At 59.7% G+C, this 26,072-nt stretch carries 20 protein-coding genes, 1 tRNA gene and 5 pseudogenes; 16 read left to right on the top strand and 10 right to left on the bottom strand.

The annotated features are described in order from the left end of the window. Positions 1–56 precede the first annotated feature (56 nt). From RS887_RS23540 to RS887_RS23530, 3 genes and pseudogenes are all read left to right on the top strand, one after another. Positions 57–899: pseudogene (locus tag RS887_RS23540) on the top strand (DUF6502 family protein). Next, positions 896–2,485, top strand: coding sequence for a DUF5666 domain-containing protein (locus RS887_RS23535; RefSeq protein ID WP_322617248.1), 1,590 nt, complete (start codon positions 896–898; stop codon positions 2,483–2,485). The pseudogene RS887_RS23540 and the gene RS887_RS23535 overlap by 4 nt, the downstream one beginning before the upstream one ends. 101 nt (positions 2,486–2,586) lie before the next feature. Beyond that, positions 2,587–3,335 (top strand): annotated as a pseudogene (locus RS887_RS23530) (hypothetical protein). A 309-nt stretch (positions 3,336–3,644) separates the two neighbouring features. On the opposite strand, the gene RS887_RS23525 reads toward RS887_RS23530, so the two are convergent. Further along, on the bottom strand, positions 3,645–4,160 hold the full coding sequence (locus tag RS887_RS23525) for a hypothetical protein (RefSeq protein WP_322617247.1): 516 nt from the start codon (positions 4,158–4,160) through the stop codon (positions 3,645–3,647). Positions 4,161–4,292: 132 nt separating this feature from the next. Here RS887_RS23525 and RS887_RS23520 point away from each other — a divergent pair, with 132 nt between their 5' ends. After that, positions 4,293–4,796, top strand: coding sequence for a hypothetical protein (locus tag RS887_RS23520; protein ID WP_322617246.1), 504 nt, complete (start codon positions 4,293–4,295; stop codon positions 4,794–4,796). Between the two features lie 224 nt (positions 4,797–5,020). Here RS887_RS23520 and RS887_RS23515 read toward each other — a convergent pair whose 3' ends face one another. The 4 genes from RS887_RS23515 to RS887_RS23500 form a co-directional block, all read right to left on the bottom strand. Further along, complete coding sequence (locus RS887_RS23515) at positions 5,021–5,761, bottom strand: Mut7-C RNAse domain-containing protein (RefSeq protein ID WP_322617245.1); 741 nt, start codon at positions 5,759–5,761, stop codon at positions 5,021–5,023. 123 nt (positions 5,762–5,884) lie between these two features. After that, positions 5,885–6,685: a 2OG-Fe(II) oxygenase gene (locus tag RS887_RS23510; protein ID WP_322617244.1), complete on the bottom strand. Its 801-nt coding sequence runs from the start codon at positions 6,683–6,685 to the stop codon at positions 5,885–5,887. A gap of 83 nt (positions 6,686–6,768) precedes the next feature. After that, positions 6,769–7,578 (bottom strand): glycosyltransferase, encoded by an 810-nt coding sequence (locus RS887_RS23505; protein WP_322617243.1) that lies wholly within the window; start codon positions 7,576–7,578, stop codon positions 6,769–6,771. Positions 7,579–8,151: 573 nt separating this feature from the next. Then, positions 8,152–8,239 (bottom strand) — tRNA-Ser (locus tag RS887_RS23500). Positions 8,240–8,362: 123 nt separating this feature from the next. Between RS887_RS23500 and RS887_RS23495 the strand changes: the two genes are divergently transcribed. Continuing rightward, positions 8,363–9,034: a Bax inhibitor-1/YccA family protein gene (locus RS887_RS23495; protein ID WP_007995889.1), complete on the top strand. Its 672-nt coding sequence runs from the start codon at positions 8,363–8,365 to the stop codon at positions 9,032–9,034. Positions 9,035–9,094: 60 nt separating this feature from the next. Here the strand turns inward: RS887_RS23495 and RS887_RS23490 are convergent, their stop codons facing one another. Together RS887_RS23490 and RS887_RS23485 are read right to left on the bottom strand one after the other, a co-directional pair. Beyond that, a complete protein-coding gene (locus RS887_RS23490; RefSeq protein WP_322617242.1) occupies positions 9,095–9,424 on the bottom strand; it encodes a YceK/YidQ family lipoprotein in 330 nt (109 codons plus the stop codon). A 56-nt stretch (positions 9,425–9,480) separates the two neighbouring features. Further along, positions 9,481–9,918 (bottom strand): Lrp/AsnC family transcriptional regulator, encoded by a 438-nt coding sequence (locus RS887_RS23485; RefSeq protein ID WP_322617241.1) that lies wholly within the window; start codon positions 9,916–9,918, stop codon positions 9,481–9,483. Between the two features lie 136 nt (positions 9,919–10,054). Between RS887_RS23485 and RS887_RS23480 the strand changes: the two genes are divergently transcribed. Continuing rightward, complete coding sequence (locus RS887_RS23480; RefSeq protein ID WP_322617240.1) at positions 10,055–10,948, top strand: DMT family transporter; 894 nt, start codon at positions 10,055–10,057, stop codon at positions 10,946–10,948. Between the two features lie 15 nt (positions 10,949–10,963). On the opposite strand, the pseudogene RS887_RS23475 reads toward RS887_RS23480, so the two are convergent. Further along, a pseudogene (locus RS887_RS23475) lies at positions 10,964–12,003 on the bottom strand (FUSC family protein). Between the two features lie 44 nt (positions 12,004–12,047). Beyond that, positions 12,048–13,672, bottom strand: a pseudogene (locus RS887_RS23470) (NADP-dependent glyceraldehyde-3-phosphate dehydrogenase). A 267-nt stretch (positions 13,673–13,939) separates the two neighbouring features. On the opposite strand from RS887_RS23470, the gene RS887_RS23465 reads away from it, so the two are divergent. The 3 genes from RS887_RS23465 to RS887_RS23455 all read left to right on the top strand — a co-directional run bounded on the left by RS887_RS23465 (position 13,940) and on the right by RS887_RS23455 (position 17,025). Beyond that, complete coding sequence (locus RS887_RS23465; RefSeq protein WP_322617239.1) at positions 13,940–14,326, top strand: c-type cytochrome; 387 nt, start codon at positions 13,940–13,942, stop codon at positions 14,324–14,326. A gap of 21 nt (positions 14,327–14,347) precedes the next feature. Further along, positions 14,348–15,742 carry a D-arabinono-1,4-lactone oxidase gene (locus RS887_RS23460; protein WP_416340000.1) on the top strand — a complete coding sequence of 465 codons (1,395 nt, stop codon included), beginning with the start codon at positions 14,348–14,350 and terminating at the stop codon, positions 15,740–15,742. Between the two features lie 74 nt (positions 15,743–15,816). After that, a complete protein-coding gene (locus RS887_RS23455) occupies positions 15,817–17,025 on the top strand; it encodes a DSD1 family PLP-dependent enzyme (RefSeq protein WP_322617301.1) in 1,209 nt (402 codons plus the stop codon). Between the two features lie 119 nt (positions 17,026–17,144). Here RS887_RS23455 and RS887_RS23450 read toward each other — a convergent pair whose 3' ends face one another. Then, positions 17,145–18,089, bottom strand: coding sequence for a SphA family protein (locus RS887_RS23450; RefSeq protein WP_322617238.1), 945 nt, complete (start codon positions 18,087–18,089; stop codon positions 17,145–17,147). Positions 18,090–18,297: 208 nt separating this feature from the next. Here RS887_RS23450 and RS887_RS23445 point away from each other — a divergent pair, with 208 nt between their 5' ends. The 7 genes and pseudogenes from RS887_RS23445 (at position 18,298) to RS887_RS23415 (ending at position 25,976) form a co-directional block, all read left to right on the top strand. Beyond that, positions 18,298–19,338: an AraC family transcriptional regulator gene (locus RS887_RS23445; protein ID WP_322617237.1), complete on the top strand. Its 1,041-nt coding sequence runs from the start codon at positions 18,298–18,300 to the stop codon at positions 19,336–19,338. Positions 19,339–19,430: 92 nt separating this feature from the next. Next, positions 19,431–20,318 carry a Dyp-type peroxidase gene (locus RS887_RS23440; RefSeq protein WP_322617236.1) on the top strand — a complete coding sequence of 296 codons (888 nt, stop codon included), beginning with the start codon at positions 19,431–19,433 and terminating at the stop codon, positions 20,316–20,318. A 16-nt stretch (positions 20,319–20,334) separates the two neighbouring features. Beyond that, the gene (locus RS887_RS23435) at positions 20,335–21,303 is read left to right on the top strand and encodes a Gfo/Idh/MocA family oxidoreductase (RefSeq protein ID WP_322617235.1); all 969 of its coding nucleotides are present in this window, start codon (positions 20,335–20,337) and stop codon (positions 21,301–21,303) included. A gap of 231 nt (positions 21,304–21,534) precedes the next feature. After that, positions 21,535–22,281, top strand: coding sequence for a GntR family transcriptional regulator (locus RS887_RS23430; protein WP_322617234.1), 747 nt, complete (start codon positions 21,535–21,537; stop codon positions 22,279–22,281). Positions 22,282–22,283: 2 nt separating this feature from the next. Further along, positions 22,284–24,005 (top strand): annotated as a pseudogene (locus tag RS887_RS23425) (fumarate reductase/succinate dehydrogenase flavoprotein subunit); the annotation flags it as partial. Positions 24,006–24,024: 19 nt separating this feature from the next. Then, a complete protein-coding gene (locus tag RS887_RS23420) occupies positions 24,025–24,270 on the top strand; it encodes a 4Fe-4S dicluster domain-containing protein (protein WP_253141079.1) in 246 nt (81 codons plus the stop codon). 299 nt (positions 24,271–24,569) lie between these two features. Beyond that, positions 24,570–25,976, top strand: coding sequence for an ABC transporter substrate-binding protein (locus RS887_RS23415; RefSeq protein WP_322617233.1), 1,407 nt, complete (start codon positions 24,570–24,572; stop codon positions 25,974–25,976). The last annotated feature ends 96 nt before the right edge of the window (positions 25,977–26,072 follow it).

The raw sequence follows: 26,072 nt of genomic DNA, 5'->3' as shown, positions 1-26,072 counted from the left end.
CATGGGATTATTTCCCACACGGCTATACTGGGGTTATCTGACCAGGAATGCACTGAATGCAATCGTCTACCTTGCCCACCTCGCTCCTCAACGCCTTGCGACATGTCATGCGGCCGCTGGTACGCCTGATGCTGCGCAAAGGTGTGACCTACCTGGTGTTTACCGACCTGCTCAAGGAGGTTTTCGTCGATGTGGCGGACCGTGAGTTCCGTCTGGGCGACAAGGCACCGACCGACAGCCGCATCAGCTTGCTCACCGGCGTGCACCGTAAGGATGTACGGCGTTTGCGCAACAGCAGCGATCCTGCTTCCTCCACGCTTCCGGAAAACATCACCTTCGGTGCGCAACTGGTCAACGCCTGGACCAGCGCACCTTTCTGCAATGACGCCGGCCAGCCACTGCCACTGCCGCGATTGGCCAGCGTGGGCGGCGATTGTTCCTTTGACGCCCTGGTGGCGAAGGTCAGCACGGATATCCGGGCGCGGGTCGTGTTGGACGAGTGGCTGCGCCTGGGGGTCGTCCGCCTTGACGAACAAGAGCGCGTGCACCTCGAAGCCCAGGCCTTCGTGCCGCAAAAGGGCTTCGATGAGAAAGCGGCTTACCTGGGGCATAATCTGCACGATCATGCCTGCGCTGCGGTACACAACCTGAGCAGCGAAGGTCCGGCCTTTTTGAACGCAGCGTCCACTATGACGCACTGGCCCCGATGAGCGTCGAGGAAGCTGCGCGAGGCCGTTGCCAGCGAGGGGATGCAGGCCCTGTTGAGCTTCAACCGACTGGCCGCCGAACTGGAATTCCAGGATCTGCCCAGTCTTGAACCGCGTCAGCGCATCACCGTCGGCCTTTACTTCTACACTGAGGCTTCCGATCCCAATTCACCGACGGCCCCTAAGCCATGACCGTCAATCTGCGCCTGATTCGAGCAACCGCCCTCGCTCTGGGCCTCGGGCTTCCGATTGCGTTGCAAGCCGCCCCGGCCTGTGTCAGCCAGAGTGATGCGGGCACAATTGGAGTGCCGGTCATCCAGGCCCCTGGTGGCACCGGCGGTACGGGTGCTGCGCCTGGCGGCATGGGCGGTACAGGCATAGGCACCGACAACGGCGGGGTGGGTGGTACCGGCGCACCGGTCACAAAACGCCCCGGCGGCATTGGCGGCACCGGCGCCGTTGCAGGCGGTGTGGGTGGCACGGGCATCAGCGACGACAACGGCGGGATCGGTGGCACCGGCATTGTCGGCACCATCACCGGGTTCGCCTCGATCTGCGTCAATGGCGTGGAAGTGCACTTCAACAACAATGTGCCTGTCAGCGAGAACGGCATTATCGCCACCAGCACCCAGCTGGCAGTAGGCCAAGTGGTGGCCGTGGAAGCGTTCAATTCCCGGCGCGGTCTGGAGGCCGGGCGCATTTCCATCCTGCACGTCTATGAAGGGCCCTTGACAGCTCTGCCACGCGATTCCATGCCCATGCGTGTCATGGGGCAACCGGTACGCCTGGCCAGCGGTGCTCAAGTCGCTGCCGGTCTGCGCCCGGGTGACCCTGTACGAGTCAGCGGGCTGCGCGATGCCCGTGGTGAAGTGGTGGCCACTCGCATCGACCGGGCTCCCGACCTCAAGGAGGCCAGTGCCATCGGCCCGGTGGATCGCAGCGGTTATCTCCAGGGGCTGAAACTCAGCAATCACCCTGGCCCTGCGCAGGAAGTGCTGGTGCGCGGCCAGTGGTCCGGCCGCGAGCTGGACGTGACCCAAAGCCGCCCCGACCCGAGCCTGCCCTTCATTGGCCGGGTACGCAATGCAGTGATCGAGGGCCTGGTGCAGGGCCGGCAGGAACGCCATTTGGTGGTGGGTGGCTTTAATGTGACGCTGGCGCGCGACACCGTATTTGTGGGTGTACAGCCTTCGGAGCTGGCGCTGGATCGACGCGTGCGGGTCATTGGCGTGTTCAGCGGCGCGCGAGAAGTGCAGGCCACGCGTATCGAGTTGCCCCGCGAGCGTTCCGATTCGCCAGCCGGCAACCAACACGGGAAACTCCGAACCAGTGAGCAAAACACGGACGACTCAAGTGGATCGGGCAACTCGGGCAGCTCCAACAATTCGGACAGCTCGGGCAGTTCGGGCAACTCCGGTAACTCCGGCAGCTCGGGCATTGACCGGAGTGGCCGCTCCGACAGCGAAAGCAGCGTCGGCGACGATACTCGCCACGGCGGCAGTGACAGTCATGGCGGCGGCGACAGAACGGAAAGCGTGGACAAGTCCGGCAGGTCGGAGCGTGTCGAGAAGGTCGAGCAACCCGAAAAAGTCGAGAAGGTAGAGAGGGTAGAGAAAGCCGAGAAGGTCGAACGCCCCGAAAAGGTTGAAAAGGTCGAACGCCCGGAGAAAGTCGAGAAAGTTGAACGGCCAGAAAAAGTCGAGAAGGTAGAGAAAGTCGAAAAGGTCGAGAAGGTTGAGCCGGTTGAAAGAATCGATCACTCTGGCAGGTCGGGTTAGAAGTGCAGTCGTGATGCACTATCGTCATAAGTGACTAGGCTGGGTAAGTCACGCAACAAAACACGCGTGTGAACTTCGATGACGCAAGACACGAGGTGAACATGAACCGCAAGCGCATCCTGCTCGTCGGTTTGCTTGCCAGCCTGGCCTTGCCGGCCTTGGCCGATACTTTCACGACCTCGATCGCAACCGATTACTCTCGGGGCGACTATGGCACCGGTACGACTTCTGAAACCTGGTACGTCCCGCTGGTGGGCAAATACCAGACCGGCCCCATGACCTACAAGCTCACGGTGCCCTGGCTGCGCATCACCAACCCTTCGGTCGGCCCTGACGGCGAGCCGTTGCCCGGCGGTTGCGGCAAAGTTGAAAGTGGTTTGGGCGACACTATCGCCGGTGCCGACTATGCCGTGTTTGAGGACAGTGTTGGCGGGCTGTTCGTGGACCTGATCGGCAAGGTCAAGTTGCCTACAGCCGACGAAGACAAGTGCCTGGGCACCGGCAAAACCGACTATTCCGCCCAGGTCGATGTCACCAAATCCTTTGGTCTTGTGACCGGATTTGCCACCCTGGGCTGGAAAAATTCGGCGACCCGTCGGGCTCCGACTTCGACGACCCGATATTCACCAGTCTGGGCTTCGCCATACCCGTGTTTGCGCGCACCTCGGCGGGCGCGTCCTACGACTGGCGGCAGAAGGTCGTTTCCACGGGCGACCCGATCAAGGAACTCACCCTTTTCCTGACGCACAAGCTCAATCAGCACTGGAAGTTCCAGTTGTATGCCGTCAAGGGCTTTTCCGATGCCAGTCCGGATGGCGAGGCTGGATTGTTGTTCAGTCACACCTTCTGATACCCACCCTGCTTTCCTGCACTGATCGAGGCCGGGGCCTGTTGCACCCCCCCGGTTCGGTGACGCCGGCCAGTAAGTTTCCATGTCCGTGAGAATCAGTCCAGATGTTCGGTCGTTGACACTCAGGCTGACAGCACTAATCTGTAGGTGTGGGAATAATTCCCACGCAATATTGCTAACTGGCTCTGAGGGATCGTGCGGATACCGCAGTTGCTCGTTATTGCTGCAGATTTATGTTCGTGCCGGTTGGCTGGCCGCTCCAATGGGCGGCCGGGAACTCACTGGACATTGCGTTCGATAGGGAGATGACTACGCAACTCCAAGCGGAGGTGCATCATGCTGCTCAAGAAATGTTTGTTGGCTCTGGCGATTGGCGGAGTCCTGTCGGCATCGACTGTCCTGGTGCCCGATTACATCGGTAGTTTCTCCAGCGTGTATGCCAAAGATGGCGGCAGCGGAGGTGGCGGTGGTGGTCACGGCGGCGAAGGCGGCGGTGGTCACGGCGGCGAAGGCGGTGGTGGTCACGGCGGCGAAGGCGGTGGTGGTCACGGCGGCGAAGGCGGCGGTGGTCACGGCGGCGAAGGCGGTGGTGGTCACGGCGGCGAAGGCGGCGGTGGTCACGGCGGCGAAGGCGGTGGTGGTCACGGTGGCGAAGGCGGTGGCGGTCACGGTGGTGCCGGCGGTGGCGGTCACGGTGGCGGCGACCATGGAGAGGGTGGCGATCATGGTGCAGCAGGCCATGGCGGTGACGGTCATGGAGGCCCAGGGCGCGGCGACGCTGACCATGGTGGTATGGCCGGGAACAGAGGTCCGGGCAATGCGCATGACAACGCCAACGACAATGACAAGGCAGCCGATGCAGCCAGGGACGCTGCCAGAAACGACGCCAATGCGGCCAGGGACGCTGCCAGAGCTGATGCGGACGCAGCTCGGGACGCTGCAAGAGCTGCTGGCGTAGTGGGCGCCGATGCGGCCAGGGACGCTGCCCGGGCTGCTGCAGATGCGGCCCGGAACGCTGCCAAGGCAGACGCCGATGCAGCCAGAGAGGCTGCCAAGGCTCAGGCGAGGGCAGCCAGAGAGCCCAGAGAAGCCAGAGAGGCTAACGAGGAGGCTAACAAGGCAGCCAGAGAGGCTAACGAGGAGGCTAACAAGGCAGCCAGAGAGGCTAAGGAGGAGGCTAACAAGGCAGCCAGAGAGGCTAAGGAGGAGGCTAACAAGGCAGCCAGAGAGGCTAAGGAGGAGGCTAACAAGGCGGTCAGAGAGGCTAAGGAGGAGGCTAACAAGGCAGCCAGAGAGGCTAAGGACGAGGCTAACAAGGCGGCCAGAGAGGCTAAGGAGGAGGCTAACAAGGCGGTAAGAGAGGCTAACGAGGAGGCTAGAGAGGTGGCCAGAGAGGCTAGAGAGGACGCCCCTGATGCCCTAGACGCGCCGGATGTCGACGTGGTTGAGGTACAGAACTAGGCCTGCACCTGGTGCAATGAGCACGGCAGGCATACCCGTAGAAATCGTCCCGGGAGTCTGAGGGACGTATCGGCAATGAGTCGCAAGCCCTGTAGATTCACGGGGTTTGCGACTTGTTTTTGAACGGTTTGAAGTTCGTTTGGTGGTTAAGAAATGCCCGGCAAATCGCCGGGCGTTATCTATCTGATGCAATAGCCGGTTATCCCTGACACGCAGCTGCGCGGTTATCGGTCCAGTAGAGGTGCCAGCAGTGCACACATGCCGCGCCAGTGCGAACCCTCCCAGTAAATCCGTTGGCAGGCGTCGCAGCGCAGGAAGTGTGAATAGAGGGCACCAATGCGTGGCGGCACCTGCAGCCGGGCCAGTTCCGGGCTGATCTCGTGCAGCGGCAGGTTGCAATGAAGGCACAGGCTGAATGGCCGCGCGCTACGCGCCAGGTCGAGGCGCTCGTACAATTCGCGCAGTTGCAGTGACGGTTTCAGGGCGTGCACGTAACAGCCGTGGCTGATGATCCGTCGCTTGAGCAGTTCGCGGTCGCGGGTTAGCACGATGCGTCCTTGCTGCGCAGCGATCTCGGCGATCACGCCGTCCTCGAAGCCGTTGTCGTAGAGAGTGTCGAAGCCGCTCATGCGCAGCAGGCTGGCCAGCCCGCCAAGGTGCGCATCAGCAACGAAGCGCAGCACCCGTAAAGGTTGCGCACGAACCTTTAGCAGCGGGCTGATGTCCAGCGCTTCGAACTTGGGATACACCGCCAGCCGGTCACTGTCGAAGATCGCCCGCTCGAGGCCTACCGACTCGCCGTTGAGCAGTACCAGTTCGACCTCCGTGTGCGGTACGCCGAGCGCCTCGATCATGTGCTTGACCGTCGCCCCTTGCGCGCATTCGCAAGTAAAGGACTGCCGCCGCCGTTCGGCCGGCAGGAAATCGTTGAGCTCCTCGTAGAAGCGGAAGGTTGCACGGGTCATGCTGAACAGTATGGCAGGGCTGCAGGATAAGCGAGCCCCGACCGGACATCTGCTCTGGCAGACCCCAAACTACGAAACACCCGCTGAAAGATTGAGCCAATATTTCAGCGGGTGATTTGCAGTTTATTTTTTCCTGATCAGTTTGCTCATGTAGTACTTTAGGCTTAAACGATCTTTGGGCCTTGGTTTATAGTGGGTTTTGTTTCTTTGTGTGGGGTCGGCCGCCATGGTTCCTGCGGTGTAGTAGTAAAGCGCTATAGACTTGCGGGTGATGTGCGCTGGAGTCGTTAAAGGCTCTGGGTGCCCATGATTGCTGTCTTTGTCTGTGTTGAAAATGACACAGCGATTGTAAATTGGCAGGACTTTTTTAAGGCAGGTCTTCATGTCGACATCCCAGAGTTCCAGGTTGCCGCCGTATTCCTCTAGCCAGTCTTCACTCAGGTAAATGATGACATTCAGTCTGCGCTCGACATTAAGCTTTTTGTTGAGCCTGAAGTCCGAATGCACACCCAGGAAGCCACCGTTTTTCGTTTCATGCAGGCCGCCACCGGTAAAGTAGGGGTCGGGTATCAAGCCTTCGATGCCTGTGAGCTTTTCGAGAAACTGCAGCATGGGGGCCGAGTTAAAGGCGTTGAAGATAGTCTTCAGATAGGGGGAGCATTCGTTGGGACTGATTTGACGTTTTCGTTGGCCTTTATAACCGCGCTCGTAGAGCATTTCGTTGTTGGTTGGCTCGGTTGGGAAGTGCGAGCAGATGCTTGCAATCAGGTCTTCGTGCAAGAAATTGTCGATGACGATGTGCGGAAATGGCGTAGCCTGAATATAGCGACTGGTCAATGAGCTACCGAAGGCGCTGGCGGCGTGTTGGTCGAAATCAAGCTCCGGGGATAGGGTCATGGGTAGTGCTTGAGTGATGGGTGCCATTAACGCTCCAATAACTTGATATAAAGACTTGTGGGTGACATCAAGCGGAATTGAATGCACTGCTGGTTGCGTCAATTCGTAGCTTAGATTTTTCTGTCGTCCTTGTTCAGGCGCTTAAGAATGTTGTTGTACATTTTGGTTCGTCTATGAGTCTTTCCATAGCCGCCAGCCGCTGCGACAGTGCCGGCCTGAATGTGATCCAGATAGCTGAAGATTTTACGCGGCGATAACATTTCAACGGCATAGCCAAGCTCGGTCATGCGGTCCTGGAGAGTGTAGCCTGGCACGCGATCATCCATCGAAAAGTGCATGTTATGCTGTTTGATAAGTTTGCAGTTCCACAATGTGCAGAAACTTTTCAAGTAGACTTCTTTGTACGGTTTTGGTTCTCTGGAACGCAATCCCATGGAGATTTTCAGGCGTCTGTAGTGGTGTTTGAACAGTCGTGAGCTAAAGCGCCAAAGCGTTCTCGTGGTGCCACGGTTTAATTGCTCGACACAACCGACGGCCACGACTTTCTGGTTTTTTATGCATTTGTTAAGCATCATCGGAAAAACATTTTTATCGAAAATAAACGTATCGGTGTGCATCAGGAATAAATAATCAGTTTCAACTCGCTCCAAAACCAGGTCAAGTGCTTTTCCATGCGCGATATGGCCCGCTTCGGGTTGGGAAGCGGAGCGCTCGATTAAATTGATCCAGTCAAGAGTGCGTAAATACTCAGTGCTTTCATCGGCGGAATAGTTGTCGACTACCCAAATTGGCACGCCGCTACTTCCAAAATGCTGGTGCAACAGGTCCAGGCATATTTTTGTGATTTCTGGTGTTTTGTAATTTACTATGACTATGCTGAAGGCTTTAGGGCTTTCGGCCGGGAAATCAGGGTTGTTCATTGTTCATGTGCTCAAAATTATTATATTTAATTGTAGAAATAATTTAGCCTGCATGCAGCTTTTGCTGGTCTTTTGCACAAAATCTTGCGTGGCTATAGAGCATAATTTGTTAAGTCACTTTGTCTTGCATAATAACAGTGGCTTGCTCAAGCCCGATGGAGAACCGTAGATGCGGACTTCATCGTATAAGGATCTGCTCTACAGGTAAACATCCGTGACTTGATTCGTTATATCCGGAGGCGTCAGGCGAGCGTCTTGGAGGTGTCGGCGACATCGACTGATCCACGCTGCTCGACCCGGTTCGAAAGCTCCATGATGGCGGCTTAGAGGGCGAGTTGATTTTCGTTGATCCTGAACAGTAGGGAAGGGCGCAGATCTGAGTTTGGCATCGCGAATCCTCGGTTATGGGGGGCAGCGCGGTACCAGGTTCCATGAAGGTGTTTTCACGATTGGCAGAACGCCGGGAGAGGGTGTAAACCGGGCTGGTTCTGGAACGCCTTTCGTGCGGCAAGCTTTTTGCCAAACCCCGGAAACGACAAAGCCCTGAAAAATCAGGGCTTTGTCGTATAAAGATGGCGGAGGCGATGGGATTCGAACTCATGGACCTGTTACAGTCGACGGTTTTCAAGACCGTTGCCTTAAACCACTCGGCCACACCTCCGTTTGCGTTGCGGGCGCCATAATACCTGAATGAAACACACTGTCAAACTCTCTGCATAGCTTGTTACAGAGCGTCTGTTATGATCTTTGCGACTGAACGTTTCAAACCAACAGGAGTGTCGCCATGCGCGAACAGGATTACGCAGTTAATAACAGCGTGCAGGCTGAGCAGCTAGAGGTTAGCCGCGTCCTGCGCAACACATACGGCTTGCTCGCCCTGACCCTCGCATTCAGCGGTGTGACGGCCTACGTTGCCCAGCAGATGCGTGTTGGCTACCCGAACATCTTCGTGGTGCTGATCGGCTTCTACGGTCTTTTCTTCCTCACCAACAAACTCCGTGATTCGGCGTGGGGCCTGGTGTCGGCATTTGCCCTGACCGGTTTCATGGGTTTCCTGCTTGGCCCGATCCTCAACCGTTACCTGGGTATGCAGGGCGGCGCTGAAGTGGTCAGCTCGGCGTTCGCGATGACGGCGCTGGTGTTCGGCGGTCTGTCGGCGTATGTGCTGATTACCCGCAAGGACATGAGCTTCCTCGGCGGTTTCATCACGGCAGGTTTCTTCGTGCTGCTGGGTGCAACGCTGGCGGGCATGTTCTTCCAGATCAGCGGTCTGCAACTGGCGATCAGCGCAGGTTTCGTGCTGTTCTCCTCGGTCTGCATCCTGTTCCAGACCAGCGCCATCATTCATGGCGGCGAGCGTAACTACATCATGGCCACCATCAGCCTGTATGTATCGATCTACAACCTGTTCGTCAGCTTGCTGCAGCTATTCGGCATCATGGGGCGCGATGATTGATCGTCGGCCTTGAAGTAAAAAACCCGCTCAGGCGGGTTTTTTTATATCTGGAATTCAGGACTATTCAACAATGATGATGCTGCCGTCGGCTTGCTGGCGGTAGATGGTGTAGGGCAGCAACAAGGTGTCGAGCGCACCGGAAATGACTACGTCGATCAGCACGATAGCGGGGGCAGGGCCATGTACCTGCGCATCCCGACCCTCCTGGAGGGGCGCATTCAATGCGCAAAAGTCGTAAGTCACGCCACTGTAGATGCGCGGTACCGCGCCGCAGTAACTCTTTTGCTCCCTGAGGCTTTTTGCGGCCGCTTCGTCACTGCGTACAACCGTCTGAATCGTGCCGCAACCCGCAAGCAGCATCGCCACGAGTAGCATTGCCTGAGTTTTCATGCCGTCAATCCTTCGCCGGAAACCGTCAATCTACTTCAGACTGAAACAAATATCACTCACGCCATGGGTGGCAACCGGCGCTTGACCGGGGTTTTCTTGACGATCGCCGTATTGGTTTCGGCAAGGATGTTGAGGCGGTCGAGCAGGGTGTCCAGTTGTTCCATTGAGCGCACGTGCAGGCGTGCAATGAAGCAGTCGTCGCCGGTGACCTTGTCGCACTCGGTGAACTCGGGAATGGCCATGATTTGCCGTTCCACTTCTTGCAACTGGCCCGGCAACGGACGAATACGCACGATGGCCTGGAGTTGATAGCCAAAGCATTTCGGGTCGATTTCAACGGTGTAGCCCGTGAGCACGACACGCTCTTCCAGGCGGCGCAGACGCTCGGCGACGCTGGGTGAGGACAGGCCACTGATTTGCGCCAGGGCCTTGAGCGAACGTCGCGAGTCTTCCATCAGGGCCGTGATCAGCACCTGGTCGATGTCATCGGTCATGGCGAAACCCTCTGTTAGGCATTTTTTCAAAATGGCCTTGATAAAAAAGGCTGATCTCGAGTTTAGCCTGCTTTTTGCTATGGAGTGGCGCCTGAGTGCATTGGCATACTTTGGCCACAAACACAGGAGTCTGATGATGGACAAAACCCTACGCCGCGGTTCGTTCGAAATGACGGCCGCCATGCTGATCTCCGGCACCATCGGTTGGTTCGTGCTGGTGTCCGGGCAACCGGTGCTGGATGTGGTGTTCTGGCGCTGCCTGTTCGGTGCTGGCACCTTACTGCTGATTTGTGCCGCCTTCGGCTTTTTGCGCCCCGGCATTTTGACCCGCACCACCTTCTTGCTGGCGGTGCTCAGCGGTGTGGCGATTGTCGGCAACTGGGTGCTGTTGTTCGCGTCCTATTCCCGGGCGTCGATTGCCATTGGCACTGCTGTCTATAACGTCCAGCCGTTCATGCTGGTAGGGCTGGCGGCGCTGTTTCTCAATGAAAAGATCACCGCGCAAAAGCTGGCCTGGCTGGGTGTGTCGTTTCTCGGGATGCTGGCGATTGTCAGCGCCCATGGCAGCCAGGGCGAAAGCGGCAGCGATTACCTGACGGGCATTGCCCTGGCGTTGGGCGCGGCGTTTCTCTACGCGATTGCCGCGTTGATCATCAAGCGTTTGACCGGCACTCCACCGCATTTGATTGCGCTGATCCAGGTCAGCACTGGCGTGTTGTTGCTCGCGCCATTCGCGCATTTTTCGGCATTGCCACAGGGGCCGGGCGCGTGGGCCAGCCTGGTGACGCTGGGCATGGTGCACACCGGTGTGATGTACGTGTTGCTGTACGGCGCCATTCAAAAACTGCCGACGGCGTTGACGGGGGCGCTGTCCTTCATCTACCCGATCGCGGCGATTTTCGTCGACTGGTTTGCCTTCGGTCATCGCCTGGAGCCGCTGCAGTGGATCGGTGTCGCGGCGATCCTGCTGGCCGCTGCCGGCATGCAACAAGGCTGGTCGCTGAAGTTTCGGCGCACGGTGACGCCGTAACCCGCTACACAGGCGTCAGATGTTCCAGCGCGGCGCGCTCCCGGCCAGTCGCTGGCGCATCTCGCCGACGTTGGCGGCCAGTTGTCGAGTCAACAGGCGATACCCGTCCAGCGTGTTGTAGATCGGCGCATCAAGGCTGACCAGCGGCAAGTCCATGGGCCGATTGAGCCGCTGGGCGGCGCCTGATTTCAAGGCCCGGGCCATTCCGATCAATTGCACGCGAATCTGTCGATGCTCGGCTTTCAATGCCGTTTGCAGGAGCGTCATCGCCTCGGGGTCATTGGCATCCGGTCGGGTATTGCCGAGGATTTCCAGGGTGCTCACACACATGCGCAGGTTGCGCTGGATGGCATCCAGTTCGGTCATGGAAATCTTCACCTCCTTGACACCGAAGGCATCAGTGAGCGAAGTTGCACCATCACCGCGTTCAGGCGAGTCATGAGTTTGAGGTGTTCGTCGGCGGTGATGGCCTGGCCGTCAATGATGCGCCCGTAGACTTTCGCGCAATCACGCAGCGCATCGGCCAGGTTGTAGCGCCAGGAGTAAACCGCATACAGCGGCAGGGCGAAGGAAAACGCCAGGGCCAGGGCAATGCCGATCAGGATATCCACCCCGCGCCACAAGCCATCGGTGACCGGGTTGTCGCCGTGCCCCGCGACGATAAACACGGTAATCGCCGACAGCAGCGCGGTGTAACCACCCTTGCCGATGGCGTGATACGAGAAAAACCCGCAAACCACCGACATCGCGAAATAGGTCAGCCAGGGCATCCCGAGCCAGGCCTGTTGGGCCACCAGCGCCAGGCCGACGCCGGCGCCGATCAAGGTACCGATGGCACGCTCGGCGGCTTTCTTGCCGATGTTGCCGTGGTGCTGCAAGCCGCCGATCACCACCAGCATCGTCACCGACGCCCACTCACCGTGGGGCAGATGGATGCCGGTGGTCAGCAGGATCGTCGCCAGCAACCCGAGCGACACCCGCACCGCATGGATCACCCGGGCATGGCGGTAGCGCCGATACGGGTCCAGCAACGGCCGCAGCAATCGGCGCAGCAGCGGTGGCAATCGTTGGGCTCTGGCTGTGCTCAGGCTGGCTCTCCTCAGAAGATGTAGTCGGTGGTCAGAAGCTCGAACTGCGGCCGCTGATGATCTCGCTGATCAGGTCCTTGTTGGTTTCCTGGAACTTGGTGGCCACCAGGGTACGGATCGAAAACACCCGCAGTGCGTCATGGACCGACAAGGTGCCTTCGGCCGAGTTCTTGCGACCATTGAAGGGGTAGGTGTCCGGGCCGCGCTGGCATTGGGCATTGAGGTTGATGCGCCCGACCTGATTGGCAAAGGTGTCCACCAGCCGGCCAACCGCCACCGGGTTGGTGCCGAAGATGCTCAACTGCTGGCCGAAGTCCGATTCCAGCACGTAATCGATCACGGTATCCAGGTGACGGTACGGCACGATGGGGATGACCGGGCCGAACTGTTCTTCCTGATAAACGCGCATCTGCGGCGTGACCGGGTATAGCACCGCCGGGTAGAAGAACGACGCACGCGCCTCGCCGCCGTTGGGGTTGACCACCTTGGCGCCTTTGCTTTCGGCATCCGCCACCAATGCATGCAGATAGTCGACCTTGCCCGATTCCGGCAGTGGCGTCAGGGACACGCCACTTTCCCAGGGCATGCCGGGTTTGAGGTTGGCAAGTCTGGCATTGAATTTGTCGATGAAGGACTCGACCACGTCTTCGTGGACAAACAGGATTTTCAGCGCTGTGCAGCGCTGGCCATTGAATGACAGCGAGCCCGTCACCGCTTCACTGACCGCATTGTCCAGATCCACTTCCGGCAGGACGATGCCCGGGTTTTTCGCATCCAGGCCCAGCGCTGCGCGCAAGCGGTGTGGTTTGGGATGGAGTTTTTTCAGGTCGCTGGCGGCCTTGTTGGTGCCAATGAAGGCAAAGATGTCGATCTTGCCGCTGGCCATCAGCGCGCTGACCGTCTCGCGGCCGCTGCCATAGATGACGTTGATCACCCCGGCCGGGAAGCTGTCGCGGAAGGCTTCCAGCAGCGGGCGAATCAGCAGCACGCCCAGTTTGGCCGGTTTGAACACCACGGTGTTGCCCATGATCAGCGCCGGGATCAGCGTGGTGAAGGTTTCGTTCAACGGATAGTTGTAAGGCCCCATGCACAGGGCGACGCCCAGCGGTACACGACGGATCTGGCCGAGGGTGTCCTGCTCCAGTTCGAAACGGCTGGAGCGACGGTCGAGTTCTTTCAGTGCATTGACGGTGTCGACGATATAGTCGCAGGTGCGGTCGAACTCCTTTTCCGAGTCCTTGAGGTTCTTGCCGATTTCCCACATCAGCAACTTGACCACGGCGTCGCGCTGCTCGCGCATGCGCCCCAGGAAGGTTTCGACATGCTGGATGCGCTCGGCCACGCGCATGGTCGGCCACAGTCCCTGGCCACGGTCGTAGGCGCGCACGGCAGCGTCGAGGGCGGTCAATGCGGTCTCGGCATCGAGCAACGGCGTGCTGCCGAGGATCACTTGCTTGTCGCCATCAGCGCCGGTCAGGTACACCGGGCTGCGGACCTGGGCCAGTGGCCCGTTCCAGGTTCTCAGCACGCCATCGACCAGGTACTCGCGCTGCTCGGTCTGGCCATCAAGGCGGTACTTTTCCGGGATGTCGGCGGGGCTTGGGAACAGGTTCTCGAGAATCTTGGCTGTGGTCATGTCGCTACCCCTCAGGAATGGGTGATGCACTGATGAATCGTTTTAGCAGACCTCAGCAACGCTTGTCATGACTCATCTCAGCGTTTTGTCGCACAGCGTGATGGATCGCGGATTCATCGACGCCTTCAGTCATGGCCTCATAAGCGCCCCTTGTTGGCCCCCAATGCCCTCAACCCGCCCACGCGGGGTGCCTTAGTGTTGACCTCTGCTTGATCACAACAAAAAAAGGTGCACCCGGCTGACCGGGCACCCAAAGAGAGGACAGCCATGCGGGCAAGCCGGTTAACTGAAAAGCCTAGCCTTTGTTTGGCCTTGGTGGGGAGCGTCTTGGCGGCGTTGCTTGCGGGGTGCGGCGAAGAGCCGAAAAACCCGCCGAACCGCAGCGAAGTGGGCGTCGCGAGGCCTCCCGAGGCCGAGCTGGCGCAGGTTTACGACAACAGCTGCAAGCTTTGCCATGCCAACCCGGCGGCCGGGGCGCCGCTGACCGGTGACATGAAGGCCTGGGAGCCACGGGTGCTGCAGGGCGCCGACACGCTGCTCGATCACGCGATCAACGGTTACAACGGCATGCCGCCGATGGGCATGTGCATGCAGTGTTCGCAAGAGCAGTTCCTGGCGCTGATTGCCTTTATGTCCGGCCAGCCAATCCAATAACAACAAGGCAGGGTGCGATTCATGACGATGGACATGACACGGCGTCAGTTGTTGCAACGGGCGAGCGTCATTGGCGCCTTTACCGCCCTCGGCTCGACACCGGCATTGGCCGAACTGCTGCGCGCGCCACGGTTGATTCCCTGGCGCAACTGGTCGGGCGGCCAGAGTTGCCTGCCGGCGGCGCGGCTGGCGCCCAGGAGCCTGGATGAATTGACTCAATTGGTGCGTCAGGCTCCCGGCAAGATTCGTCCCGTGGGCTCGGCGCATTCCTTCAGCGCGCTGGTGCCCACCGACGGGACTTTGCTGTCGCTGAGCTATTTCTCGGGTTTGCTCGATCACGATGCGAAAACGCTGCAAGCCGAGTTCGCCGCCGGCACGCCAATGTCACGCATGGGCACTCCGCTCAAAGACATTGGCCAGGCCCTGCAAAACATGGCCGACATTGATTACCAGACCCTTGCCGGCGCGATCTCGACCTCGACCCACGGCACCGGCAAGAACTTTCAATCCTATTCGGCGCATGTCTGTGGCTTGCAGTTGGTGGCCGCCAACGGTGACGTGCTGGAGTGCGACGCCAATCGTCATCCTGAAGTATTCAGCGCCGCCCGGGTGTCGCTGGGGGCGTTGGGCGTGGCAACCAGGGTGCGCCTGCAAAACCGTCCGGCGTATCGCTTGAGGGAGCGGCAGTGGATCGCCAGGACGGAAGAGTTGCTGGAAGACCTGGACAAGAACACCCGGGAAAACCAGCACTGGGAAATGCTCGTGGTGACCCATTCCGACTACGCCTTGTCGATCGCCCTGAACGAAACCAGCGACCCGGCCACACCGCCGGTCCCTGCAGATGAGGAGGGCGGCAACGAGTTCGTCACGCTGATCGAGAACATCGACAAGTACGCCAGCGACTTCCCGGACCTGCGCCGCACCATGCTCAACAGCCTGCGCCACCTGGCCAGTTTCGATGACCGGGTGGGTGATTCGTTCGATATCTACGCCAACGTGCGTACGGTGCGATTCAACGAAATGGAATATTCCGTGCCGGCCGAGTACGGTCCGGCGTGTTTGCGCGAGATCCTCAAGCTGATCCAGGACAAGGACCTGCGCACCTGGTTTCCGATTGAGTACCGCTACGTCAAGGCCGACGACATTCCCCTGAGCATGTTCGAAGGCCGCGACAGCTGTTCGATCTCGGTCCACCAGCATTACCAGATGGATCACCACAACTTCTTCGCCGCCATCGAGCCGATTTTCTGGAAGTACAACGGCCGGCCGCACTGGGGCAAGTTGCATACGCTGAACGCGAAAAACCTGCAGCCGCTGTACCCGCGCTGGCAGGATTTCATTCAGGTACGGCAGGAACTCGACCCCAGCGGCAAATTCCTCAATGCGCATTTGTCGTCCATTCTGGGGGTGAGCTGATGGCCGTCAATCGCCGTAATTTTCTGCTCGGCACCGCAGGTGTCGGTGCCTTGTTGGTGGGGGGCGGGGCGTGGTTGCGTCCGGGTGACCGAGGTGCGCCGTACAGCGATTACTTCCGCGCGCTGAACCGCGAGCTCAAGGACCACGGCCCGATGCGACCGGTGATGCTGATTGACCTTGATCGGCTGGATCACAACATCGATGTGGTGATGCAATCGGTCAAGCGCGGCAGCAAACACCTGCGGCTGGTGGAAAAATCACTGCCGGCACCGGGGCTTTTGACCTATATCGCCCAGCGCGCCGGCACGCAACGCCTGATGTCCTTTCACCAACCCTTTCTCAACCGCGACGCGGTGCAGTTTCCCGGGGCCGACATTCTGTTGGGCAAGCCGTTGCCGGTGCGTTCGGCCGAGTTGTTCTATCAGTCGCACAAGGGGCCTTTCGACCCTTCGACGCAGTTGCAATGGTTGCTTGATACGCCGCAACGCTTGCAGCAATACCTCGCCCTGGCTCAGGGTTTTGGCACGCGATTGCGAGTAAACATCGAACTGGATGTCGGACTGCATCGCGGTGGTGTCAGCGACCTTGGCGTACTCGGGCAGATGCTGACCCTGATCAGCCAGCACCCGCAGCACCTGGAGTTCGCCGGGTTCATGGGCTACGACCCGTTCGTGGGCATGGGCGTGCCGGGGATTCTGGGCTCGCCTGAGGAGCTGTTCGCCAAGGTGATGGTGATTTACAACCGCTGCGTCGATTTCACCCGTCAGCACTACCCCGGTTTATGGCGCGAAGGGTTGACCCTCAATACGGCCGGCAGTCCGAGCTATCGCATGCATGAGCACGAACAACTGAGCAGCGAAGTGTCGGTGGGGACGGCGATGCTCAAGCCCACTCATTATGATTTGCCGTCACTGGCGGAGCATGTGCCCGCCGCCTACATCGCCACGCCAGTGCTGAAAAGCACTGGGGCGGTGAATATTCCGGCGCTGGATGACAAGTCCGGGTTGTTCTCCTGGTGGGACACCAATCAGCGCGAGACGTTTTTTATCTATGGTGGTAACTGGATGGCGGAGTTCGAATCGCCGCAGGGGTTACAGAGCAATGGTGTGTATGGCCGCAGCTCGAACCAGGAAATGGTCAATGGTTCGGCGGCGGTAGGGCTGACGGTGGAGGACCAGGTGTTTTTGCGGCCTGTCCAGACGGAGTCGGTGTTGTTGCAGTTCGGGGATTTGCTGGCGGTTCGGGGTGGGAAGATTGTTGATACCTGGCCGGTATACTCCTGAAGGATTTTCAGTGTTAGTTCCGCCGCCATCGCGGGCAAGCCCGCTCCCACAAGGACAGCGCTGCACCCTGTGGGAGCGGGCTTGGTCCGGGCGGCGTTCCGACGATGGCGTCAGTTCAGTCAAAACGCATAGGGAATACTGACCTTGGCCCAAAGCATTTCCCCTTCAGGCCGGTTTTCCACGTCGAATTCCTTGGCCCAGCGAATCTCTGCGCTGGCGTATTTGAGAAAGGTCCAGTGCAGCGCCGGACCAATCGCAAACACCTGTCCGCGCACCCCGTCGTTCACGTCCTGGCCATTGAACTGCACGGTGTGGCCGAACTGTTTGTCGTCGGTGGTTTGCTTCAGGTAGTAGCCGTTGAGCCCGAGCATCAGGTCGTCGGTGATTTTGAAACTGGCCGAATAGTCGATGTGGAAAATCTGCCCCGACTTGTAATCGGTGTCCTTGTTTTTCTCGTTGAAACTGTAGGTGGTCTTCATCGACACCTCGGTTCTGTCCGTCGGCAGCCAGGTGAAGGAGAACAAGGGTTTGTAGGTGTAGAAGTTGTTGCTGGTATTGGCCAGGCGATCAACGCTGTATTCGCCGGTCGGCACGGTGACTTCAATGGCGGCGCCGAGGGTCAGGTTTGGGCCCATGTCCCAGAGAATGATCGGCGCGAACGTGGTGTCGCCCATGCCTTCGCGGGTGTCCTGCAAGCCGAACACCGCGACTTCCTGCTTGAGCCACGGTTGCGCGATGTAGCCGGCCAGCCGGCCGCCAAACACGCGCACCGGGCTGAGGTAGTCCAGGCGCGGAATGACCGCCGTGGATTCGATCTCGACGTTTGGCACCTTGCCGCCAAGCGAGCTGATGTTCAGCTTCGTGGCTTTGTAGTGGTTGTAGTAGAGGTTGAACGCAACCATGTGGTCCGGAAGGCTGTCGGGCGAAAGCGGCAACATGAAAAAGCCGTCGGTGCCGGGGCCGATGTTGTCCACGCCAGCCTCGGTGGCCAGTGCCGGTTGCAGGGCGCAGACGCCGGCCAGGCCAATGACCAGTAAGGGAAGAGTCGTGCGGGTCGGGATCATGGGTGTACTCATTATTATTGTTAGCGGGCTTTCCGGCGTCCATACGAGGGCCGCAACATAGAAATAAGCTGTCCGCGCCCTGCAAGGCAGGGTATTGGCGGCCATTTAGGGGGGCATCTGCGGACAGCCTTTGAACCCTGTGCTAACTTCCTTCGACATAACCGGTTACAAAAATAAGAATGAAGCTCGACCCGGAACGTATAGCCCCATGCAAATGAAAGTGACTGACCCCACCTTTGAAATGGCGCTGGTGTCGCCGTTTCTCCTGCAAACCCTGGCCGAAGTCGCCGAGCAAAAAGGCATCGACCCCCAGAGCCTGTGCCGAGGGTTGGGTTTTGACTTTGAAGACCTTCAGGACCCGGCACAGCGCATTTCCTATCGCCAGGCCGTGGCCATGATTCAGCGAGCGCTCAAAGCCCTGCCCAATCAGGGGCTGGGCTTGTGGGTCGGCGCACAGAATATGCTCGGTACGCTGGGGTTGTTGGGGCATGTATTGTCGCTGTGCAAGACCCTGCGCGATGCCTTTGAACTGGGCATTCGCCATCAACACACCTCCGGCGGCATTGTCGTATCGAGTGTGGAGGAGGCGGGGGACCGGGTGTTTGTCGACGTTGAATGCCGCTTGCCGTTCGCCGACGTGCAGTTGTTCGCGGTCGAGGAATTTTTCGCCAGCCTGCTGGTGTACGGCCGGGCGCTGGTCGGGGCGGATTTCAAGCCGATGGCCGTGGAGTTCATGCATGCCGCGCCAGACTATCTCAGCGAATATTCGCGCCTGCTGGGGCCTGGCGTGCGTTTCGGTTGCCTGCAGAACCGCATGGTGATCGATGCGTATTGGCTGGACATTCACTTGCCCAATCACCATTCCCTGGCCTTGCGTCAGGCCGTGAAATTGCTCGAACTGGAAGCCGCGCAGGTGCACCGGAAAATGGATTTGATCCAGGCGGTGGAACGGGCGATTGCCCGGGACCTGACCGAGGGCAGCCACATCGAGAAAATCGCCGGCGACCTGAACATGAGCAGTCGCACCTTGCGCCGCCGCCTCACCGAACACGCCCTGACGTTCGAGACATTGCTGGAACAAGTGCGCCAGGCCCGCACCATGAGCCTGCTGGCCAACCCGGACATGTCCATCGAACGCATCACCGAGGAAGTCGGCTACAGCGACGTGCGCAGCTTTCGCCGGGCTTTCAAGCGCTGGACCGGCATGAGCCCGAGTGCGTTCCGCAGCGAAAGCCCCAGCGCGGTTTGATCTCCTTGTGATGAGGGGGCTTCTGTGGCCTCTGACAGCACACAAACCCTCATACTCCGGTTAAACTCCGAACTCTTTTTCGAGGAGTTCATATGAGTCATTACCAGCCGGGCATTCTCGCCACCCCCGTTCCGCCTCAAGCCCGCCATATGTTCTTCGCTCTCGAATCCGTCGCGGCTCTACCGGCCGCGCTCGATAACCTGCAAGGCCTGGTGGACGGCAAGTCGGCGGTGGTCGGTTTCGGTGAATCCCTGGTCAAGGCACTGGATGGGCAGATCGAAGGCCTGCGCGTTTTCCCGGCCCTGACGGGTGTTGGCGTCGACAATCCATCGACCCAGCATGCGCTCTGGTGCTGGCTGCACGGTGAAGACCGTGGCGAGTTGCTCAACCGCAGCAACGCCATCGCCGCGGCACTGGCCCCGGCATTGCGCCTGGTGCAGATGAACGAAACCTTCCGCCATATGACCGGGCATGACCTGACAGGCTTCGAAGATGGCACCGAGAACCCCCACGACGCAGCCGCCGTGGCCGCCGCCCTGGTGGGTGAGGGCGCGGACGGTACGGTGGGTGGCAGCTTTGCCGCGATCCAGCAGTGGCAGCATGACTTGAAGGGTTTCCATGCGCTGTCGGCGGATGAAAAAGACAACATCATGGGTCGCCGCTTGAGCGATAACGAAGAGATCGACGGTGCGCCGGTTTCCGCCCACGTCAAACGCACCGCCCAGGAAAGCTTCGCGCCTGAAGCCTTCGTAGTGCGCCGTTCGATGCCGTGGATCGAAGGTGACCGTGCCGGCCTGATGTTCCTGGCCTTTGGTTTTTCCCTCGATGCCTTCGAAGCCCAACTGCGCCGCATGAGTGGCTTGGAAGACGGCATCACCGATGGTCTGTACCGCATCAGCCGTCCGATCACCGGTGGCTACTACTGGTGCCCGCCGCTCAAGGACGGCCGACCGGACCTGCGCGCATTGCGCATCGGCTGAGAAGCAGGGAGAGCCTATGAACCTGGTGCGCTGGGGCATGATCGGTTGTGGCAGTGTCGCTGAACGCAAAAGCGGCCCGGCCTTCTACAAGGCACCCGGATCGGCGTTGGTGGCCGTGATGGGCCGGCGCCTGGAAGCCGTTACCGACTACGCCGCGCGCCACGGCATCGCTCGGGTTTACACCGATGCGCAAGCGCTGATCAACGATCCCGAGGTCGACGCGGTGTACATCGCCACGCCCCCCGACAGCCATCACGCTTATGCCTTGCAGGTGGCCGCCGCCGGCAAACATTGCTGCGTCGAGAAACCGATGGCGCTGAACGCCGGGCAAAGCCGCGAGATGCAGCAGGTGTTTGCCGATGCGGGGCTGCACCTGTTCGTGTCCTATTACCGACGCTCGCTGCCACGCTTCCGGCAAGTGCGGCAATGGCTGGAGGAGGGGCGGATCGGCGAGGTCCGGCACCTGAGCTGGACGCTCACCAAAGCCCCGTCGGCAGCGGATCGCGATGGCACCGATAACTGGCGCACGGACCCGGCGATTGCCGGTGGAGGCTACTTCGCCGACCTGGCCAGCCATGGCCTGGACCTGTTTCAGTACCTGCTCGGCGATATCGTCGAAGTCGCCGGGTTCACCGCACGGCAGGCCGGCTTGTACGCGGCCGAAGATGCCGTCAGCGCCACCTGGCGGTTTGCCAGCGGGGCACTGGGGACGGGCTGCTGGAACTTCGTCGCCGATCGTCGAGAAGACCGGGTCGAAGTGATTGGCAGTAAAGGCCGAATCACTTTCTCAGTGTTCGATGAACACCCGGTCGAGTTGCACGCCGATCAACACCTGAGCCTGAACATCGAGCATCACGCACACATCCAGTGGCACCACGTATTGGGCATGAATGCGCATATTCGTGGTGACGCGCAGCATCCAGCCGTGGCCGGGCAGGCGCTGAAGACCGATTGGGTCATGGACCAGATCCTCAAGCGCCACTGATTCTACAGATCACACATGACCCCCTGTAGGAGCGAGCCTGCTCGCGATGGTCGTCAACGATAACGCTGGAAGCCTGACACCCCACGGCGTTCTCGGGTTTATTGCGAGCAGGCTCGCTCCTACAGTTTTGGATTGCGTTGTGCATCTAACCTTATGCGCATTCGGTATTTCTCAAGCTTGTCATAACCTCTCTAAGATCACGTCATAACTCGTTATAACAAGTTATCTGCCATGACCGATAACGTTCTATCCCTGAGCAGCGTCCCGTTGCATACCCAGCTGCGAGATGTGCTGCGCGCCCGCATCCTCGACGGCGAATACCCGCAAGACAGCCAGATGCCTTCCGAAAGCGAGCTTGGCGCGTTGTTCAAGGTCAGCCGCATCACCGTGCGCCAGGCCTTGGGTGACCTGCAAAAGGAAGGGCTGATCTTCAAGATCCACGGCAAAGGCACCTTCGTCGCCAAGCCGAAAACCTTCCAGAACGTCAGTACCCTGCAAGGCCTGGCCGAGTCCATGACCGATCGCGGCTACGAGGTCATCAACCGCCTGCGCAGCTTCAAGTTCATTGCCGCCGACAAGCTTGTCGCCGAGCGTTTGCAGGTGGCCGAAGGCGAGATCGTGGCGCAGATCAAACGGGTGCGCCTGATCAATCGCGAGCCGATCTCCCTGGAAATCACCTACCTGCCCAAGGCCGTTGGCGAGCGCCTGGAAAAAGCCGACCTGGTCACCCGCGACATTTTCCAGATCCTGGAAAACGACTGCGGCCTGACCCTGGGGCACGCCGACCTGGCCATCGATGCGGTACTGGCCGACAGCGACCTGACTCGGGCGCTGAGCGTCGAACCCGGCTCGCCGATCATGCGCATCGAGCGCCTGACCCACGATGTCGAGGGTCGCCCGCTGGACTTCGAACACCTTTACTACCGTGGCGATGCCTTCCAGTACCGCCTGCGGATCGACCGGCACAAAGGGGCTTGAACATGACACGCGACACCCTCGAACAGGAATACGACATCGTCGTGATCGGCGGCGGCACTGCTGGCCCGATGGCGGCGATCAAGGCCAAGGAACACAACCGCGACCTGCGGGTGCTGTTGATCGACAAGGCCAACGTCAAGCGCAGCGGCGCGATCAGCATGGGCATGGACGGCCTGAACAATGCGGTCATTCCCGGCCACTCGACGCCGGAGCAGTACACCAAGGAAATCACCATCGCCAACGACGGCATCGTCAACCAGGCCGCGGTGTACGCCTATGCCACCCACAGTTTCGAAACCATCGAGCAACTGGATCGCTGGGGTGTGAAATTCGAGAAGGACGAAACCGGCGACTACGCGGTGAAAAAGGTCCACCACATGGGCGCTTATGTGTTGCCGATGCCGGAAGGGCACGACATCAAGAAAGTCCTCTATCGCCAGTTGAAGCGTGCGCGGGTGAGCATCACCAATCGCTTGGTCTGCACCCGATTGCTGACGGATGAAGAAGGCGCAGTCAATGGCGTGATGGGCTTCGACTGCCGTACGGCGGACTTCCATGTGATCAAGGCCAAAGCGGTGATCCTAGCCTGTGGTGCCGCCGGGCGCCTGGGGTTGCCGTCCTCGGGCTACCTGATGGGCACCTACGAGAATCCGACCAATGCCGGTGACGGCTACTCGATGGCCTACCACGCCGGGGCCGAGCTGGCGAACCTGGAGTGTTTCCAGATCAACCCGTTGATCAAGGATTACAACGGCCCGGCCTGCGCCTACGTCACCGGTCCCCTGGGTGGCTACACCGCCAACAACAAGGGCGAGCGTTTCATCGAGTGCGACTACTGGAGCGGACAGATGATGTGGGAGTTCCATCAGGAACTGGAAAGCGGCAACGGGCCGGTGTTTCTCAAGCTCGATCACCTGGCCGAGGAAACCATCCAGAACATCGAAGAGATCCTGCACAGCAACGAGCGTCCGAGTCGCGGCCAGTTCCATGCCAATCGCGGCACCGACTACCGCACGCAGATGGTCGAGATGCACATCTCGGAAATCGGCTTCTGCAGCGGGCATTCGGCGTCGGGGGTGTGGGTCAACGAGAAGGCCGAGACTTCGGTCAAGGGCTTGTACTCGGCGGGTGACATGGCCGCGGTGCCGCACAACTACATGCTCGGCGCGTTCACCTACGGCTGGTTCGCCGGCCACAACGCGGCGGACTTTGTCGCCGGGCGTGAGTTTACAGCGCTGGATGCCCGGCAGATCGAAACCGAAAAACAGCGGGTCTACGCGCCGCTGGATCGCGAACACGGCCTGCCGCCAGCGCAGGTCGAGTACAAGCTGCGGCGCTTGGTCAACGACTACCTGCAACCGCCGAAAGTGACAAAGAAGATGCAGATCGGCCTGCAACGCTTCAACGACATCCAGCGCGACCTCGACCAGATCAAGGCCCACAACGCCCACGAGCTGATGCGCGCCATGGAAGTCAGCATGATCCGCGACTGCGCCGAAATGGCCGCCCGCGCTTCATTGTTCCGCGCCGAAAGCCGCTGGGGGCTGTACCACTATCGCGTCGATCACCCACAACGCAACGACCGCGACTGGTTCTGCCATTGCCACCTGAAGAAAGACCAGAACGGTTTGATGAGCAGTTTCAGGAAAGCCGTCGAGCCTTACATCATCCCGCTGGATGCCGACGAGATGCAGGCCTACGACCGGCTGCGGGTCGGTGCCGACAATCAAGGAGAGACCGAACATGGCTTATCAACCCCAGGAAATCCTCTTTCGCTCCAACGCACCTGTCACGGTCGATGAGGACAAATGCATCGCCCACAAAGGCTGCACCGTGTGCGTCGACGTTTGCCCGATGGACCTGCTGGCGATCAACCCGGCCACGCAAAAGGCCTACATGGCGTTCGACGAATGCTGGTACTGCATGCCCTGTGAAAAGGACTGCCCGACCGGGGCGGTGAAAGTGGAGATTCCCTATTTGTTGCGCTGAAATACAGTCAAAAAGTGGGAGCGGGCTTGCTCGCGAAGGCGGAGTGTCAGTCGACATATTCTTTGCCTTATACACCGCCTTCGCGAGCAAGCCCGCTCCCACAATGGACCGAGGCCAGCCGCACATTTTGTTTACACCCACAAACCTGTGGGAGCGGGCTTGCCCGCGAAGAGGCAGGTACAGACAACAAAACGCCATCCGGCAACACCGGACGCTTGATCTACCCACCCCTCGTTTCCCACCGCGCCCTGATCGTGGCGGAGACGAACATCCAATAAATGATTCGAGGGGAAACACTCATGATGTTGCGTGCAACTTTGGCCGGTCTGGTACTGGCTTCATTCACCCTGTCGGCGTCAGCCGAAACCATCCGCATTGCCATCGGCACCCAGGACACCACCATCAACTGCGCCGCTGGTGGTCTGTTGATTCGTGAGTTGGGCCTGTTGGACAAATACCTGCCCCACGATGGTCCCTACAAAGACACCCGATACGACGTGCAGTGGAAAAACTTCACCAGCGGCGCACCCCTGACCAACGAGATGGTGGCCGGCAAACTCGACTTCGGCGCCATGGCCGATTTCCCCGGTGCGTTCAACGGCGTGGCATTCGAGACGGCGGGCAAGCACAGTCTGTTTATCAGCGTGCTATCGGGCAGTACCAAGGGCAGTGGCAACGGCATTGTGGTGCCGAGTGCGTCTGGCGTGCAGTCGCTGGCCGAGCTCAAGGGCAAGAGCATTTCCGTGCCGTTCGCCTCCACCGCCCATGGCATGTTGCTGCGCGCCGTCGCGGCCCAGGGCTGGGACCCGCTCAAGGACGTGAACATCATCGCCCAGCCACCGGAAGTCGCCGGCTCCGCGTTGCAGGCCGGCAAGATCGATGCTCACGCTGACTTCGTACCCTTCGCCGAACTGTTCCCGAGCCGTGGTTTCGCCCGCAAGATTTATGACGGTTCCCAGGCCAGCGCGCCGACCTTCCACGGTGCGCTGGTCGATCAGGCCTATGCCAGGCAGTACCCGGAAATCGTCGTTGCTTACCTGCGGGCGAGTATCGAAGCCAACCAGCTGCTGGCGGCTGAACCGGAGAAATACAGCGAGCTGATTGCCAAGGTCTCCGGGGTCGATGCCGAGGTTAATTACCTGTTCCATGGCCCCCTCGGAGTGCAGACCCGCGACCTGAGCTGGAAGCCGGAATACCGCCAGGCCGTGGGCACCGCCATCGATACCCTGAAGTTGTTGAAGAAGGCCGATCGCGGTCTCGATCTGAATACCTTCATCGACGACCAATACATCCGCGCCGCGTTCAAGGCGTCGAACCTGGACTACACAGCGCAACTGGCCAACTACGCGCAGACGCCGCTCAAGGCGGTGGATGCGTCGAGCGGCAAAGCCATCACCGACTTCAGCCACGTGGCCGAGATCTGGGTACGCGGCGAGCCGAAAGTCCGCCAGTACGCGTCGGCGGAACTGGCGTTCACGGCGTTGGCCGCCCTGAAGCAGGAAGGCAAAAACATCCGCGCGGTGTATGCCCAGGCCAGCGATAGCGGGATCAAGTTGCTGGCGGATCAGGCGTGGTTTGCCAGTGATGCAAAAGGTCGCCTCAGCGCGTTTCTGCTCAAGGGCCAGGTCCAACAGTTCGCCACCGCCCAGGGCGGCAAGGTGTTCGACTTCACTGATGCCACGACTCAGGCCGTAGCCGTTCGTTAACAGTCATATCACCGCAATCCCCTGTGGGAGCGGGCTTGCTCGCGAATGCGGTTCAACATTCAACATCTGAGTTGGCTGAAACACCGCTTTCGCGAG

The organism is Pseudomonas sp. BIC9C, from assembly GCF_034541995.1.
Classification (GTDB): domain Bacteria; phylum Pseudomonadota; class Gammaproteobacteria; order Pseudomonadales; family Pseudomonadaceae; genus Aquipseudomonas; species Aquipseudomonas fluorescens_CC.
Note: the sequence above shows the minus strand (reverse complement) of the source record. Positions and strands in the feature narration are given on the sequence as shown.